At 65.5% G+C, this 16,140-nt stretch carries 11 protein-coding genes and 1 pseudogene; 10 read left to right on the forward strand and 2 right to left on the reverse strand.

Annotation, left to right across the window (positions count from 1 at the left end):
* Positions 1 to 426 precede the first annotated feature (426 nt).
* The 9 genes and pseudogenes from rpoB (at position 427) to EET13_RS04775 (ending at position 14,799) form a co-directional block, all read left to right on the forward strand.
* Positions 427 to 3,951, forward strand: coding sequence for a DNA-directed RNA polymerase subunit beta (gene rpoB / locus EET13_RS04735; protein ID WP_122441220.1), 3,525 nt, complete (start codon positions 427 to 429; stop codon positions 3,949 to 3,951).
* A 44-nt stretch (positions 3,952 to 3,995) separates the two neighbouring features.
* Positions 3,996 to 7,946 (forward strand): DNA-directed RNA polymerase subunit beta', encoded by a 3,951-nt coding sequence (locus EET13_RS04740; protein ID WP_122441210.1) that lies wholly within the window; start codon positions 3,996 to 3,998, stop codon positions 7,944 to 7,946.
* 120 nt (positions 7,947 to 8,066) lie between these two features.
* Positions 8,067 to 8,744, forward strand: a pseudogene (locus EET13_RS04745) (type IV toxin-antitoxin system AbiEi family antitoxin domain-containing protein); the annotation flags it as partial.
* A gap of 280 nt (positions 8,745 to 9,024) precedes the next feature.
* The gene (locus tag EET13_RS04750; RefSeq protein ID WP_122441211.1) at positions 9,025 to 9,780 is read left to right on the forward strand and encodes a deoxyribonuclease IV; all 756 of its coding nucleotides are present in this window, start codon (positions 9,025 to 9,027) and stop codon (positions 9,778 to 9,780) included.
* A 55-nt stretch (positions 9,781 to 9,835) separates the two neighbouring features.
* Positions 9,836 to 10,681 carry an extracellular catalytic domain type 1 short-chain-length polyhydroxyalkanoate depolymerase gene (locus tag EET13_RS04755; protein WP_122441212.1) on the forward strand — a complete coding sequence of 282 codons (846 nt, stop codon included), beginning with the start codon at positions 9,836 to 9,838 and terminating at the stop codon, positions 10,679 to 10,681.
* A gap of 54 nt (positions 10,682 to 10,735) precedes the next feature.
* Positions 10,736 to 12,364: an acyl-CoA dehydrogenase family protein gene (locus EET13_RS04760; protein WP_122441213.1), complete on the forward strand. Its 1,629-nt coding sequence runs from the start codon at positions 10,736 to 10,738 to the stop codon at positions 12,362 to 12,364.
* On the forward strand, positions 12,361 to 13,299 hold the full coding sequence (locus EET13_RS04765) for a crotonase/enoyl-CoA hydratase family protein (protein WP_122441214.1): 939 nt from the start codon (positions 12,361 to 12,363) through the stop codon (positions 13,297 to 13,299). Before EET13_RS04760 ends, EET13_RS04765 begins: the two co-directional genes overlap by 4 nt.
* Before the next feature lie 16 nt (positions 13,300 to 13,315).
* Positions 13,316 to 14,038, forward strand: a complete 723-nt coding sequence (locus tag EET13_RS04770; RefSeq protein WP_122441221.1) for a PaaX family transcriptional regulator C-terminal domain-containing protein — start codon at positions 13,316 to 13,318, stop codon at positions 14,036 to 14,038.
* On the forward strand, positions 14,035 to 14,799 hold the full coding sequence (locus tag EET13_RS04775; protein WP_122441215.1) for a crotonase/enoyl-CoA hydratase family protein: 765 nt from the start codon (positions 14,035 to 14,037) through the stop codon (positions 14,797 to 14,799). Before EET13_RS04770 ends, EET13_RS04775 begins: the two co-directional genes overlap by 4 nt.
* Before the next feature lie 19 nt (positions 14,800 to 14,818).
* Here EET13_RS04775 and EET13_RS04780 read toward each other — a convergent pair whose 3' ends face one another.
* Together EET13_RS04780 and EET13_RS04785 are read right to left on the reverse strand one after the other, a co-directional pair.
* Complete coding sequence (locus EET13_RS04780) at positions 14,819 to 15,301, reverse strand: DUF3060 domain-containing protein (protein ID WP_122441216.1); 483 nt, start codon at positions 15,299 to 15,301, stop codon at positions 14,819 to 14,821.
* Between the two features lie 15 nt (positions 15,302 to 15,316).
* The gene (locus EET13_RS04785; RefSeq protein ID WP_122441217.1) at positions 15,317 to 15,694 is read right to left on the reverse strand and encodes a DUF3060 domain-containing protein; all 378 of its coding nucleotides are present in this window, start codon (positions 15,692 to 15,694) and stop codon (positions 15,317 to 15,319) included.
* Positions 15,695 to 15,852: 158 nt separating this feature from the next.
* Here EET13_RS04785 and EET13_RS04790 point away from each other — a divergent pair.
* On the forward strand, positions 15,853 to 16,140 hold a 288-nt coding region (locus EET13_RS04790; protein ID WP_136623107.1), incomplete at its 3' end, for a transposase.

The following is a 16,140-nucleotide window of genomic DNA, read 5'->3' on the forward strand; positions in this document are numbered from 1 at the left end:
TAACGGTCACCGCCGTCGCCGCCGGCCGGTGGGAAAGATTTCACGCTAACTTGCGGTAACTCGCCGTCGGTCCCCCTTGACGGCGCGGCGTAAACGGGTCAATCTGTTGGGCAGCATGTGTTGTACCTGTACCAGGGCAAGCCGAAAAGCCAGCCAGCGCCGCTTCCCGGGGACACGTCGTGCTGGGTATTTGAGGAATGCGCTGTCCTGCGCTAGTGTAGGACGTTGCGCTGGCTACCTCCTGCCCACCTCACCCGCCACTTGACATTGTGGTCTTGCCTGAGCCCCGTTCCTGGCTCAGTTGTTCGGTTGCGTGCGTGAGATCCGGACAGTTCGTTCGCCGGCCGAACCGACACAATTATCTGCGGCGAACAGGTCCGGCGAACCGCCGGCTGGTAGTCGCACGAGGTGCTGGAAGGACGCATCTTGGCTGATTTCCGCCAAAGCAACACAGACGCTAGCCCCACTCAGAGTCGCCCGCAAAGTTCTTCAAACAGCTCCGTGCCGGGAGCGCCTAATCGGGTTTCCTTCGCCAAGCTTCGCGAACCGCTGGAGGTTCCGGGGCTGCTGGACGTGCAGACCGACTCATTCGAGTGGCTGATCGGCTCCCAGCGTTGGCGCGACTCCGCCGCCGCGCGGGGTGATGCGAACCCGATCGGCGGCCTGGAAGAGGTGCTCGACGAGCTCTCGCCGATCGAGGACTTCTCCGGGTCGATGTCGCTGTCCTTCTCCGACCCGCGCTTCGACGAGGTCAAGGCGCCGGTCGACGAGTGCAAAGACAAGGACATGACGTACGCGGCCCCGCTGTTCGTGACGGCCGAGTTCATCAACAACAACACCGGTGAGATCAAGAGCCAGACGGTGTTCATGGGTGACTTCCCGATGATGACCGAGAAGGGCACGTTCATCATCAACGGGACCGAACGCGTGGTGGTCAGCCAGCTCGTCCGGTCGCCTGGTGTCTACTTCGACGAGACCATCGACAAGTCCACCGACAAGACGCTGCACAGCGTCAAGGTGATCCCCAGCCGGGGCGCCTGGCTGGAGTTCGACGTCGACAAGCGCGACACCGTCGGCGTGCGCATCGACCGCAAGCGCCGCCAGCCGGTCACCGTGCTGCTCAAGGCCCTTGGCTGGACCAGCGAGCGGATCACCGAGCGGTTCGGGTTCTCCGAGATCATGATGTCGACGCTGGAAAAGGACAACACCGCCGGCACCGACGAAGCGCTGTTGGACATCTACCGCAAGCTGCGTCCGGGCGAGCCGCCGACCAAGGAGTCCGCGCAGACCCTGCTGGAGAACCTGTTCTTCAAGGAGAAGCGCTACGACCTGGCCCGCGTGGGCCGCTACAAGGTCAACAAGAAGCTCGGCCTCAACACCGATCATCCGATCACCACCACCACGCTGACCGAAGAAGACGTCGTCGCCACCATCGAGTACCTGGTGCGCCTACACCACGCCCGTACGGATGGCCAGCCCGCTGTTATGACTGTCCCGGGCGGCATCGAGGTCCCGGTGGAAACCGACGACATCGACCACTTCGGCAACCGGCGGCTGCGCACGGTGGGCGAACTGATCCAGAACCAGATCCGGGTCGGCATGTCGCGGATGGAGCGGGTGGTCCGCGAGCGGATGACCACTCAGGACGTCGAAGCCATCACGCCGCAGACGCTGATCAATATCCGCCCGGTGGTCGCCGCGATCAAGGAGTTCTTCGGCACCAGCCAGCTGTCGCAGTTCATGGACCAGAACAACCCGCTGTCGGGCCTCACCCACAAGCGCCGCCTGTCGGCGTTGGGCCCCGGCGGTCTGTCCCGGGAGCGCGCCGGCCTGGAAGTCCGCGACGTGCACCCGTCGCACTACGGCCGCATGTGTCCGATCGAAACCCCGGAAGGTCCGAACATCGGCCTGATCGGATCGCTGTCGGTGTACGCGCGGGTCAACCCGTTCGGCTTTATCGAGACGCCGTATAGACGTGTCGTCAGCGGAGTTGTTACGGATGAGATCCACTACCTGACGGCCGACGAGGAGGACCGCCACGTCGTGGCGCAGGCCAACTCGCCGATCGACACTGACGGCCGATTTGTCGAGCCGCGCGTGCTGGTCCGCCGCAAGGCCGGCGAGGTCGAATACGTCGCCTCCTCCGAAGTGGACTACATGGACGTCTCGCCGCGCCAGATGGTGTCGGTGGCCACCGCGATGATCCCGTTCCTCGAGCACGACGACGCCAACCGGGCACTGATGGGCGCCAACATGCAGCGTCAGGCGGTGCCGCTGGTGCGCAGTGAGGCACCGCTGGTCGGCACCGGCATGGAGCTGCGGGCGGCCATCGACGCCGGCGATGTCGTCGTCGCTGACAAGTCCGGGGTGATCGAGGAGGTGTCTGCCGACTACATCACCGTGATGGCCGACGACGGCACCCGGCACACCTACCGCATGCGCAAGTTCGCCCGCTCCAACCACGGCACCTGCGCCAACCAGTCCCCGATAGTCGACGCGGGCGACCGCGTTGAGGCCGGTCAGGTGATTGCCGACGGTCCGTGTACCCAGAACGGCGAGATGGCGCTGGGCAAGAACCTGCTGGTGGCGATCATGCCGTGGGAGGGCCACAACTACGAGGACGCGATCATCCTGTCCAACCGGCTGGTCGAGGAGGACATCCTCACCTCGATCCACATCGAGGAGCACGAGATCGACGCCCGCGACACCAAGCTCGGCGCCGAGGAGATCACCCGAGACATCCCCAACGTCTCTGACGAGGTGCTTGCGGACCTCGACGAGCGCGGCATCGTGCGCATCGGCGCCGAGGTCCGCGATGGCGACATTCTGGTCGGCAAGGTGACCCCGAAGGGTGAGACCGAGCTGACGCCGGAGGAGCGGCTGCTGCGGGCGATCTTCGGCGAGAAGGCGCGCGAGGTCCGCGACACCTCCCTGAAGGTGCCGCACGGCGAGTCCGGCAAGGTGATCGGCATCCGGGTGTTCTCCCGCGAGGACGACGACGAGCTGCCCGCCGGCGTCAACGAGCTGGTCCGCGTCTACGTGGCCCAGAAGCGCAAAATCTCCGACGGCGACAAGCTGGCCGGACGGCACGGCAACAAGGGCGTCATCGGTAAGATTCTGCCCGTCGAGGACATGCCGTTCCTTCCGGACGGCACCCCGGTGGACATCATCTTGAACACCCACGGTGTGCCGCGACGGATGAACATCGGCCAGATCCTGGAAACCCACCTGGGGTGGTGCGCGCACAGCGGGTGGCAGATCGAGGGTTCACCCGAGTGGGCGGCCAACCTGCCCGAAGCGTTGCGCAGCGCCGAGCCGAACCAGATCGTGTCGACTCCGGTGTTCGACGGCGCCCAGGAAGCCGAGCTGCAGGGCCTGTTGTCCTCGACACTGCCCAACCGCGACGGCGACGTGCTGGTCGACGGCGACGGCAAGGCGGTCCTTTTCGACGGCCGCAGCGGCGAGCCGTTCCCGTACCCGGTAACCGTTGGCTTCATGTACATCATGAAGCTGCACCACCTGGTGGACGACAAGATCCACGCCCGCTCCACCGGCCCGTACTCGATGATCACCCAGCAGCCGCTGGGCGGAAAGGCGCAGTTCGGTGGGCAGCGGTTCGGTGAGATGGAGTGCTGGGCCATGCAGGCCTACGGCGCGGCGTACACGCTGCAGGAGCTGTTGACCATCAAGTCCGACGACACCGTCGGCCGGGTCAAGGTCTACGAGGCGATCGTCAAGGGCGAGAACATCCCGGAGCCGGGCATCCCCGAGTCGTTCAAGGTGCTACTCAAGGAGCTGCAGTCGCTGTGCCTCAACGTCGAGGTGCTGTCCTCCGACGGTGCGGCCATCGAGCTGCGCGAGGGCGAGGACGAGGACCTGGAACGGGCAGCGGCAAATCTGGGAATCAATTTGTCCCGCAATGAATCCGCATCTGTCGAGGATTTGGCCTGAACCTTCTTGGAAGTAACTAAACCCGCAAGGGGAAAGGGAGTTACGTGCTAGACGTCAACTTCTTCGATGAACTCCGCATTGGCCTGGCCACCGCTGAGGACATCCGGCAGTGGTCCTACGGCGAAGTCAAGAAGCCCGAGACCATCAACTACCGCACGCTCAAGCCGGAGAAGGACGGCCTGTTCTGCGAGAAGATCTTCGGACCGACTCGCGACTGGGAGTGCTACTGCGGCAAGTACAAGCGGGTGCGCTTCAAGGGCATCATCTGCGAGCGCTGCGGTGTTGAGGTGACGCGCGCCAAGGTGCGTCGGGAGCGGATGGGCCACATCGAGTTGGCCGCACCCGTCACCCACATCTGGTACTTCAAGGGTGTGCCGTCGCGGCTGGGTTACCTGCTGGACCTGGCGCCCAAGGACCTCGAGAAGATCATCTACTTCGCGGCGTACGTGATCACCGCCGTCGACGAGGAGATGCGGCATAACGAGCTGTCCACACTCGAGGCCGAAATGATGGTGGAGCGCAAGGCCGTTGAGGATCAGCGGGACGCGGACCTGGAAGCGCGTGCCCAAAAGCTGGAGGCTGACCTGGCCCAGCTGGAGGCCGAGGGCGCCAAGGCCGATGCGCGGCGCAAGGTGCGCGACGGCGGCGAGCGCGAAATGCGTCAGCTGCGCGACCGGGCACAGCGTGAGCTGGACCGGCTGGAAGACATTTGGAACACCTTCACCAAGCTGGCGCCCAAGCAGCTGATCGTCGACGAGAACCTCTACCGCGAGCTGCAGGACCGCTACGGCGAATACTTCACCGGCGCCATGGGAGCGGAGTCCATCCAGAAGCTCATCGAGAACTTCGACATCGACGCCGAGGCCGAGAACCTGCGTGAGGTGATCCGTAATGGCAAGGGGCAGAAGAAGCTTCGCGCCCTCAAGCGGCTGAAGGTGGTCGCGGCCTTCCAGCAGTCGGGCAACTCGCCGATGGGCATGGTGCTCGACGCCGTCCCGGTCATCCCGCCGGAGCTGCGTCCGATGGTGCAGCTCGACGGTGGCCGCTTCGCCACGTCGGACCTGAACGACCTGTACCGCCGGGTGATCAACCGCAACAACCGGCTCAAGAGGCTGATCGACCTCGGCGCACCCGAGATCATCGTCAACAACGAGAAGCGGATGCTGCAGGAGTCGGTGGACGCGCTGTTCGACAACGGCCGCCGCGGTCGTCCGGTTACCGGCCCGGGCAACCGGCCGTTGAAGTCGCTGTCCGATCTGCTCAAGGGCAAGCAGGGCCGATTCCGCCAGAACCTGCTCGGCAAGCGTGTCGACTACTCGGGCCGCAGCGTCATCGTGGTCGGCCCGCAGCTCAAGCTGCATCAGTGCGGTCTGCCCAAGCTGATGGCGCTGGAGCTGTTCAAGCCTTTTGTGATGAAGCGGCTGGTCGACCTGAACCACGCGCAGAACATCAAGAGCGCCAAGCGGATGGTGGAACGTCAGCGTCCGCAGGTGTGGGACGTCCTCGAAGAGGTCATCGCCGAGCACCCGGTCTTGCTGAACCGTGCGCCCACCCTGCACCGGCTCGGCATCCAGGCCTTCGAGCCGATGCTGATCGAAGGCAAGGCAATTCAGCTGCACCCGCTGGTGTGTGAGGCGTTCAACGCCGACTTCGACGGCGACCAGATGGCTGTGCATCTGCCGCTGTCCGCCGAGGCGCAGGCCGAGGCCCGCGTCCTGATGCTGTCGTCCAACAACATCCTGTCGCCCGCTTCTGGCCGCCCGCTGGCCATGCCCCGACTGGACATGGTGACCGGGTTGTACTACCTGACCACCGAGGTCGACGCCGCCTTGGGTGAATACCAGCCGGCCGCCGGGGACAGCCCGGAGTCCGGTGTGTACTCGTCGCCGGCGGAGGCCATCATGGCGTCGGACCGCGGTGTGCTTTCGGTGCGCGCCAAGATCAAGGTGCGGCTGACGCAGTTGCGGCCGCCCGCCGAGATCGAGACCGAGCTGTTCGGCGCCGACGGCTGGCATCCGGGCCAACCCTGGATCGCCGAGACCACGTTGGGCCGCGTGCTGTTCAACGAGCTACTGCCGCCGGGCTATCCCTTCGTCAACAAGCAGATGCACAAGAAGGTCCAGGCTTCGATCATCAACGACCTGGCCGAGCGCTATCCGATGATCGTCGTCGCGCAGACCGTCGACAAGCTCAAGGACGCCGGGTTCTACTGGGCGACCCGAAGCGGCGTCACGGTCTCGATGGCCGACGTACTGGTACCGCCGCGTAAGAAGGAGATCCTCGACCGCTACGAGGAGCGCGCTGACAAGGTCGAAAAGCAGTTCCAGCGTGGTGCTTTGAACCACGACGAGCGCAACGAGGCCTTGGTGGAGATCTGGAAGGAAGCCACCGACGAGGTGGGCCAGGCGCTGCGGGAGCACTACCCCAGCGACAACCCGATCATCACCATCGTCGACTCGGGTGCCACGGGTAACTTCACCCAGACCAGGACGCTGGCCGGCATGAAGGGTCTGGTGACCAACCCCAAGGGTGAGTTCATCCCGCGTCCAGTCAAGTCGTCGTTCCGTGAGGGCCTGACCGTGCTGGAGTACTTCATCAACACCCACGGCGCACGAAAAGGCTTGGCCGACACTGCGTTACGTACTGCTGACTCGGGCTACCTGACCCGTCGTCTGGTGGACGTGAGCCAGGACGTCATCGTCCGTGAGCATGACTGCCAGACCGAGCGCGGCATCGTCGTGGAACTGGCCGAGCGTCAGCCCGACGGGGCTCTGATCCGTGACCCGTACATCGAAACCTCGGCGTATGCACGGACTTTGGGTATCGACGCGGTCGACGAGGCGGGCAACGTCGTCGTCGCGCGCGGCGAGGACCTCGGTGACCCGGAGATCGATGCATTGCTGGCCGCGGGGATCACGCAGGTGAAGGTGCGCTCGGTGCTGACCTGCACCACGGGCACCGGCGTGTGCGCGACGTGCTATGGGCGCTCGATGGCCACCGGCAAGCTGGTCGACATCGGTGAAGCGGTCGGCATCGTGGCCGCCCAGTCCATCGGCGAGCCCGGCACCCAGCTGACCATGCGTACCTTCCACCAGGGTGGTGTCGGTGAGGACATCACCGGCGGTCTGCCGCGGGTCCAGGAGCTGTTCGAGGCCCGGGTGCCCCGGGGTAAGGCGCCGATTGCCGACGTCACCGGGCGGGTGCGCCTCGAGGACGGTGAACGCTTCTACAAGATCACCATCGTGCCCGACGACGGCAGCGAGGAGGTCGTGTACGACAAGCTCTCCAAGCGGCAACGGCTGCGGGTGTTCAAGCACGAGGACGGCTCCGAGCGGGTGCTCTCCGACGGCGACCACGTGGAGGTGGGCCAGCAGCTGATGGAAGGCTCGGCCGATCCGCACGAGGTGTTGCGGGTGCAGGGTCCCCGCGAGGTGCAGATCCACTTGGTCCGTGAGGTACAGGAGGTCTACCGGGCTCAGGGCGTGTCGATCCATGACAAGCACATCGAGGTGATCGTTCGCCAGATGCTGCGCCGGGTCACCATCATCGACTCGGGCTCGACGGAGTTCTTGCCCGGCTCGCTGATCGATCGCGCGGAGTTCGAGGCGGAGAACCGCCGGGTGGTGGCCGAGGGCGGCGAGCCCGCCGCGGGCCGTCCGGTGCTGATGGGAATCACGAAGGCGTCGCTGGCCACCGACTCGTGGCTCTCGGCGGCGTCGTTCCAGGAGACCACGCGAGTGCTGACCGATGCGGCGATCAACTGCCGCAGCGACAAGCTCAACGGTCTGAAGGAAAACGTGATCATCGGCAAGCTGATCCCGGCCGGTACCGGCATCAACCGCTACCGCAACATCGCGGTGCAGCCGACCGAGGAAGCCCGCGCAGCGGCGTACACGATTCCGTCCTACGAGGATCAGTACTACAGCCCGGACTTCGGCCAGGCCACCGGTGCTGCGGTTCCGCTGGACGACTACGGCTACAGCGACTACCGGTAATTCCGCGAGCAGCCACCAAAGCCCCCGCACGCTCGGCGTGTCGGGGGCTTTGTGGCTGCTCGCGGCGACGATGCACAGCGCTGACTTTCGCTCCCGGCCCACCCGAGACAGCATCAGCGCATGCTCGTCGACGAGTTCATCGCAGCTAATGGCGGTTTGGCTACCACGCAACAGCTGCAGGTCGTCATCAGCCGCAAACGCCTGGCCGGATTAGTGAAGGCGGGCATGCTGATTCGGGTGTGCCATGGTGTCTATGCGAGCAGTGAACCCGACGCATTGGGAAAGCTGGCCGCCCTGGACCTTTCGCCGGCAAGCCGATAGTCGCCTGCATGGGAACCGCGGCGGCGCTGTATGGCTTCGATACCGAGAACACATCGCGGCTGCACATCCTTGATCCGGGAGTACGGATGCGGCCGTCGGCGGGTCTGATGGTGCATCAGCGAATCGGTGCACCGCTGCGACGGGTAGCGGGCCGGCTTGCGACAGCGCCGGCGTGGACAGTGATCGAAAGTCTCGCGGACATTGCCTCGGCCGCGTGCATTGGCCACCCTCGATGCTGCGTTGCGGGTTGGTGCATGCGCCAGAGGCGAATTGGATGCGGCGATCCGCGAGCAGCGAGGCCGCCGCGGCATTGTCGGCGTCCGCGAATTGATCGACTACGCCGACGGTCGTGCCGAGTCACCGATGGAGAGCGAGGCGCGACTTGTGTTCATCGACAACCGATTACCGTTGCCGCAGCTGCAGTATGCCGTTGTGGACCGTTACGGCAGAGTTTGGCGCGTCGACTTCGCATGGCCGGACGCGATGGTCACGGCCGAGTACGACAGCATCCAGTGGCACGTGAGCCGCGAGGCTCTCGTCCACGACCGGCTGAAAACCGCCCGTCTGCAGGAATGCGGCTGGACCAGCATCCCCATGACGGTCGACGACATTCGCGGCGACCCGGTGGGCCTCGCGGACCGCATCGAATACCACCTGCGCAGTCCGGCGAGCAGTCGCAAAGGTGTCCCCACGCACGGCGTGTCGGGAGCTTCTGCGTCTGCTCGCCAGGCTAAGGCGACCCACTAGACTGGCCGTCGTGCTCATCGGTTCGCACGTGCGCAACGACGATCCCCTGGCCTCCGCGCAGGCGGATGGCGCCGACGTGGTGCAGTTCTTCCTCGGCAACCCGCAGAGCTGGAAGAAGCCCAAGCCGCGCGATGACGCCGCGACACTGCAAGCGTCGACCATCCCGCTTTACGTCCATGCGCCGTACCTCATCAATGTGGCATCGGCGAACAACCGCATCCGCATCCCGTCGCGCAAGATCCTGCAGGACACCTGCGACGCGGCCGCGGCCATCAACGCGACGGCGGTGATCGTGCATGGCGGCCATGCCGACGACAACGACATGCAGGCCGGCTTCGACCGCTGGGTCAAGGCGCTGGACTACCTCGAAACAGACGTGCCGGTGTACCTGGAAAACACCGCGGGCGGCGACCATGCGATGGCCCGCCACTTCGACACCATCGGCAGGTTATGGGATCACATCGGCGACAAGGGAATCGGCTTCTGCCTCGACACCTGCCATGCGTGGGCCGCGGGTGAAGCACTCATCGACGCCGTCGACCGCATCAAGGCCCTGACCGGCCGCATCGACCTGGTGCACTGCAACGACTCGAGGGACGCCGCCGGCTCGGGCGCTGACCGGCACGCCAACATCGGCACGGGTCAGATCGATCCCGACTACCTCGTCGCGGTGGTCCGAGCCGCCGGCGCGCCGGTGATCTGCGAAACCGCCGACGAGGGCCGCAAGGACGACATCGCGTTTCTGCGGGAAAAAGTCCACGACTGATTTCACGGTTCATTTAAGGCTCGTTTACGCACCCTCGCGGGCCTACCGTGAACTTATGGTTCGCCGATTCGTCACGCTGCTGGGCGTCGTTGGGCTGCTGGCTGGCTGCGCACCCGGCCAGGCGCCGCCACCCACCGGGTTTGGAAACGGCACCAGCATCCACACCATTGACGGTGGCGGCGTCCGGCGCTCCTACCGGCTCTACAAGCCCGCAGACCTGCCGCGAGCCGCCCCGCTGGTCGTCATGCTCCACGGCGGGTTCGGCAGTGCCCGCCAGGCCGAAAGATCTTACGACTGGGACGAATTGGCAGATTCGGAGAGATTCGTCGTTGCCTACCCCGACGGTCTCAACAGGGCCTGGAACGCCAACGGCGGCGGCTGCTGCGGCCGGTCCGCACGCGAGGGTGTCGACGATGTCGCATTCGTCAGCGCCGCGGTTGCCGACATCAGCGCAAACCTGTCCGTCGACCCGGCCAGGATCTTTGCCACCGGGATGAGCAACGGGGCCATCATGTCCTACACCCTGGCCTGCAACACCGGGATCTTCGCCGCGATCGGCCCCGTTTCGGGAACGCAGCTCGACCCGTGCCCGTCCCCGCATCTGGTGTCGGTCATGCATATTCATGGCACCGGAGATCCGCTGGTCCGTTATTTCGGCGGGCCCGGCGCGGGCTTTGCCCATATTGACGGGCCGCCGGTCGAGGAATTGAATGCGTTCTGGCGCAACGTCGATCAATGCACGGCCCCCGTCACCACGACCAGTGGTCGGATCACCAGGTCGGCCGCCGGATGTGTCGACAACCGCGGCGTAGTGCTGGTAAGCGTTGCCGACGGCGGCCATCAATGGCCGCCGGAGGCCACCGAAATACTCTGGGAGTTCTTCGCCGCCCATCCCCGCTGAAGCCGGCTTGTTACATCGCTTGTACGGTTGTGGGAAAAATGTAATATTGGAGGCATGCCAGACACCCACGTCGTCGCCAATCAGGTCCCGCCGCTGGAGAACCACAATCCCGCGACTTCTCCGATGCTCCTCGAGGCGGTGATCCGCGAGGGCGGACATTGGGGCCTGGACGAAATCAACGAACTCGGCGCGCTATCAGGCAGCCGCGAGGCGCAGCGCTGGGGCGAACTGGCGGACCGCAACCGGCCGCTGCTGCACACCCATGACCGGGTGGGTCACCGTATCGACGAGGTGGAGTACGACCCGGCCTATCACGAACTGATGCGCACCGCGATCGTGCACGGACTGCACGCCGCGCCGTGGGCCGACGACCGGCCGGGAGCCCACGTCGTGCGGGCCGCCAAGACATCGGTGTGGACCGTCGAACCCGGCCATATCTGCCCTATCTCGATGACCTATGCCGTGGTACCGGCGCTGCGCCACAACCCCGAGCTGGCCGCCGTCTACGAGCCACTGCTGACCAGCCGCGAGTACGACCCGGAGCTCAAGCTGGCCACCGCGAAAGCCGGTATCACCGCCGGCATGTCGATGACCGAGAAGCAGGGCGGTTCCGATGTGCGCGCCGGCACCACGCAGGCCAGCCCCAACGCTGACGGCACTTATCGGCTGACCGGCCACAAGTGGTTCACCTCGGCGCCGATGTGCGACATCTTCCTGGTCCTTGCGCAGGCGCCGGGCGGATTGTCGTGTTTCCTGCTGCCGCGGATCCTTCCCGACGGCACCCGCAACCGGATGTTCCTGCAGCGACTCAAGGACAAGCTCGGAAACCACGCCAACGCCTCCAGCGAAGTCGAATACGACGGTGCCATCGCGTGGCTGGTCGGCGAGGAGGGCCGGGGTGTCCCGACCATCATCGAAATGGTCAACCTGACCCGCCTGGACTGCACCCTGGGCAGTGCTACCAGCATGCGCACCGGCCTGACCCGGGCCATCCACCACGCTCAGCACCGAAAGGCATTCGGCGCCTACCTGATCGACCAGCCGCTGATGCGTAACGTGCTGGCCGATCTGGCCGTCGAGGCCGAGGCCGCGACCATTGTCGCGATGCGGATGGCCGGTGCCACCGACAACGCGGCCCGCGGCGACCAGAAAGAAGCGCTGCTGCGCCGTATCGGCCTGGCCGCCAGCAAGTACTGGGTGTGCAAGCGGTCCACTCCGCACGCCGCCGAAGCGCTGGAATGCTTGGGCGGCAACGGCTATGTCGAGGATTCAGGCATGCCCCGGCTGTACCGGGAGGCGCCGCTGATGGGCATCTGGGAGGGCTCGGGCAATGTCAGTGCCCTGGACACGTTGCGGGCCATGGCAACTCGGCCCGAATGTGTCGAGGTGCTGTTCGACGACCTGGCTGCCAGCGCGGGCCAGGATGCCCGCTTGGACGGCCATGTCGAGTGGCTGCGGGAACAGCTGGGCGACCTGGACACCATCCAATACCGCGCCCGCAAGATAGCCGAGGACATCTGCCTGGCGCTGCAAGGCTCGCTGCTGGTGCGCCACGGGCATCCGGCCGTTGCCGAGGCGTTCTTGGCCACCCGCCTCGGCGGTCAGTGGGGCGGGGCGTTCGGCACCATGCCGACCGGGCTGGATCTAGCACCCGTACTGGAGCGTGCTTTAGTCAAGGGATGATCCACGTGATCAGGCCGGTCGAGTTCGACAACCTGAAAACCATGACCTACGAGGTCACTGACCGGGTTGCCCGGATCACCTTCAATCGACCAGAAAAGGGCAACGCAATCGTCGCTGACACTCCGCTGGAGCTGGCGGCGTTGGTGGAGCGCGCCGATCTCGATCCCAATGTGCACGTCATTCTGGTGTCGGGCCGAGGGTCGGGTTTCTGCGCGGGCTTTGACCTGTCGGCCTACGCGGACGGCACCGGCTCGGCCGGCGGCACCGGCGCCTACCAGGGCACCGTGCTCGACGGTAAGACCCAGGCCGTCAACCACCTGCCCAATCAGCCGTGGGACCCGATGATCGACTATCAGATGATGAGCCGGTTCGTGCGCGGGTTCTCCAGCCTGATGCATGCCGACAAGCCGACGGTGGTCAAGATCCACGGCTACTGCGTGGCCGGCGGCACCGACATCGCGTTGCATGCCGACCAGGTGATCGCCGCGGCCGACGCCAAGATCGGGTACCCGCCGACGCGGGTCTGGGGTGTGCCCGCAGCCGGCTTGTGGGCACATCGGCTCGGCGACCAGCGCGCCAAGCGCCTGCTGTTTACCGGCGATTGCATCACCGGTGCCCAAGCGGCCGAATGGGGTCTCGCGGTCGAGGCGCCGGATCCGAAGGACGTCGACGAACGGACGGAGCGACTGGTGCAGCGGATCGCCGCACTGCCGGTCAATCAGCTGGTCATGATCAAGCTGGCACTTAATTCGGCTCTGCTGCAACAGGGCGTGGCCACCAGCAGGATGGTCAGCACGGTGTTCGACGGGATCGCCCGGCACACGCCGGAAGGGCACGCCTTTGTTGCCGACGCGGTGGAGCATGGCTTCCGGGATGCGGTCAAGCACCGCGACGAGCCGTTTGGCGACTACGGCCGGAAAGCGTCCGGAGTGTAGCTCGATGCCGAAATCGCTGGCGCGCATGACAGCTCGCTCAGTGGTGCTCAGCTTGCTGCTCGGTGCGCACCCCGCGTGGGCCAGTGCCGGCAAACTTGTCAGGCTGACAGCCGATTTCGGTATCAAGGAGGCCACCTTGCGGGTGGCGCTGACCCGCATGGTCAGCACCGGCGACCTGATCAGATCCGCCGACGGTTACCGGCTTTCGGATCGGTTGCTGGCCCGCCAGCGGCGCCAGGACGAGGCTATGCGCCCGCGGGTCCGCGACTGGAACGGCTCCTGGCGCCTGGTGGTGATCACCAGCGTCGGCAATGACGCTCGCACCCGCGCTGCGTTGCGAACCGCCTTGCAGGACAAGCGGTTCGGTGAACTACGCGAAGGGGTGTGGCTGCGGCCCGACAACCTCGACCTCGAACTTCCCCCTGGTATCACCAGCCAGGTCCGGGTGCTCAGCGCGCACGACGATGCACCCGCTGAGCTGGCGGCGCGGCTATGGGACCTCGCCGACTGGGCGGACGCCGGCGAGCAGTTGCTGGCCGAGATCGCGCAGGCCGCAGACATTCCCGGTCGCTTCGTGGTGGCCGCCGCGATGGTCCGTCATCTGCTCACTGACCCGATGCTGCCCGCCGAATTGCTGCCTGCGCAGTGGCCGGGTGTCCGGCTGCGCGCGGCATACCATGATTTTGCCACCGAGCTGGCGAAAAGGCTTGACCCGACTCAACTTCTGGAGGCGACATGAGCGACGTGGTGCAAGTGGAGCGAACCGGCCCGGTGACCACGGTGATCATCAACCGGCCGGCGGCGCGCAATGCGGTCAACGGCCCGACGGCCGCCGCGCTCTATTCGGCATTCGAGCAATTCGACCGCGACGACACCGCTGCGGTGGCGGTCCTGTGCGGCAACGGCGGAACCTTTTGCGCCGGGGCCGATTTGAAGGCATTCGGCACCTCGGAGGCCAATGCCGTGCACCGCACGGGCCCGGGTCCGATGGGTCCGTCACGAATGGTGTTGTCCAAGCCGGTGATTGCCGCTGTCAGCGGCCATGCCGTAGCCGGTGGTCTGGAATTGGCGTTGTGGTGCGACCTACGGGTGGCCGAGGAGGATGCCGTGTTCGGGGTGTTCTGCCGCCGTTGGGGAGTACCGTTGATCGACGGCGGCACAGTGCGGTTGCCGCGGCTGATCGGACACAGCCGGGCCATGGACATGATCCTTACCGGACGGCCCGTGCGGGCAGATGAGGCTCTGGCGATGGGACTGGCCAATCGCGTGGTGCCCAAGGGGCAGGCCAGGCAGGCCGCCGAGGCGTTGGCGGCCGAGTTGGCCGCCTTGCCGCAGCAATGCCTGCGATCGGATCGGTTGTCGGCGCTGCACCAATGGGGTCTGCCCGAATCAGCGGCGCTCGATCTGGAATTCGCCAGCATCTCCCGGGTGGCGGCCGAGGCGTCGACGGGGGCTGCACGCTTTACCGCGGGCGCCGGTCGCCACGGTGCCCCGGCATGACGTGACGGCCCCCGGCGAGTCAGCCGCCTTTGTTGATGGTGTTACCCGAACCGATGTTGTCGACCTTCGGGTCACCGTGCTTGTAGGTGATGGTGTTGTTGAGCCCCAGCACGCTCAGGTGCTGATCGATTTTGTCGAAGGTGATCTTGTTGTTGGTGCCGCCGATGGTCACCGTCGAGCAAGTGCCGTTGACCGTCAGGGTGTTTTCCGAGCCGGCGACATTCAGCGACTTCCCGTCGCCGCAGTCGAGGGTGGCGGTCGTCCCGATCGATCCGTAGTTCAGCATGTTGCCGATCTCGATCGACGCGGTCGTCGGGGGCCCGCTCGACGTGGACGGCGCCGCCGTTCCGCTGCTCGTCGCGGTTGTGGGCTTTCCGGAGCTGTTGGTGGTCGGCGGGGGATTGGCCGTTGAACTGCAGCCGACCAGTCCGACAGCCGTCGCGCCGAGTGCCAGTGTCAGAGCGATCGCGGACAGCCGGACGGCAGGGACATGGGCGCGCATCGGCTCCTCGATTCCTTAGGGGCCCACTCGCTGGAGCCGGTTGACCATACCGAGTTCACGGCCGCGATCCCAGATGAACGGATCACCGTTCTTGAAGAACACTGTCTGATCCCAACCGTAGACGGTGATGTCGTTGATCACCGTGTCGGCAACCACGGTATTGGATGAGCCCATCACCGTCACCGCCCAGCACGTTCCCTTGGCGGTGATGATGTTGGCGGTGCCGTTGACGAACAGGGTGGAATCGTTGCAGTCGAGGGTCTGCTCGAGGCCCTCGCCGGTGATGTGTGTGTCACCGTTTTTCGCGTGTGCTGCCGGCGGTAGTGCGCTCGGCGTGACGGCGATGGTGAGGACACAGCTGGCAAGTGGCGCGGCGACGGTTGCCCATCTCACTGCAGGCCCCCCTCCGTTGGGTCCGTGATCGGCGCGCGATCGAGGTGTGCACCTAGCCTACTTCGACCTGAAAAAGTCGGCGGGTCGATCCGCGGTTAGCGCTGCTGAACAGGAAAGTTGGCCCCAATGCCCTTGTTGCGGAAGGGATTGAGGCCATCATGTTTCGTACTGTAGGTGATCAGCCGTCGTTGTGGGAGTCGATCCTGCCCGAGCAGGTGCGGCGGTTGCCCGAGGAGATGGCGCGGGTGGACGCGCTGTTGGAGGATGCGGCGTTCTTCGCGCCGTTCGTAGCGTTCTTCGACCCGCGGATCGGTGGGCCGTCGACACCGATGAAGACCTATCTGCGGCTGATGTTTTTGAAGTTCCGCTATCGGCTGGGCGATGAGTCTCTGTGTCGTGAGGTGTCGGACTCGATCACCTGGCGGAGGTTCTGCCGGATCGGTCTG

It is taken from the genome of Mycobacterium attenuatum, assembly GCF_900566085.1.
GTDB classification, from domain to species: domain Bacteria; phylum Actinomycetota; class Actinomycetes; order Mycobacteriales; family Mycobacteriaceae; genus Mycobacterium; species Mycobacterium attenuatum.

What these genes read in the sequence shown, in the direction of transcription:
- EET13_RS04755 (WP_122441212.1), top strand. Translation starts at nt 9,836, where the DNA reads ATGGTTCGCCGATTCGTCACGCTGCTGGGCGTCGTTGGGCTGCTGGCT.
- EET13_RS04775 (WP_122441215.1), top strand. Translation starts at nt 14,035, where the DNA reads ATGAGCGACGTGGTGCAAGTGGAGCGAACCGGCCCGGTGACCACGGTG.
- EET13_RS04765 (WP_122441214.1), top strand. Translation starts at nt 12,361, where the DNA reads ATGATCCACGTGATCAGGCCGGTCGAGTTCGACAACCTGAAAACCATG.
- EET13_RS04780 (WP_122441216.1), bottom strand. Translation starts at nt 15,301, where the DNA reads ATGCGCGCCCATGTCCCTGCCGTCCGGCTGTCCGCGATCGCTCTGACA.
- EET13_RS04760 (WP_122441213.1), top strand. Translation starts at nt 10,736, where the DNA reads ATGCCAGACACCCACGTCGTCGCCAATCAGGTCCCGCCGCTGGAGAAC.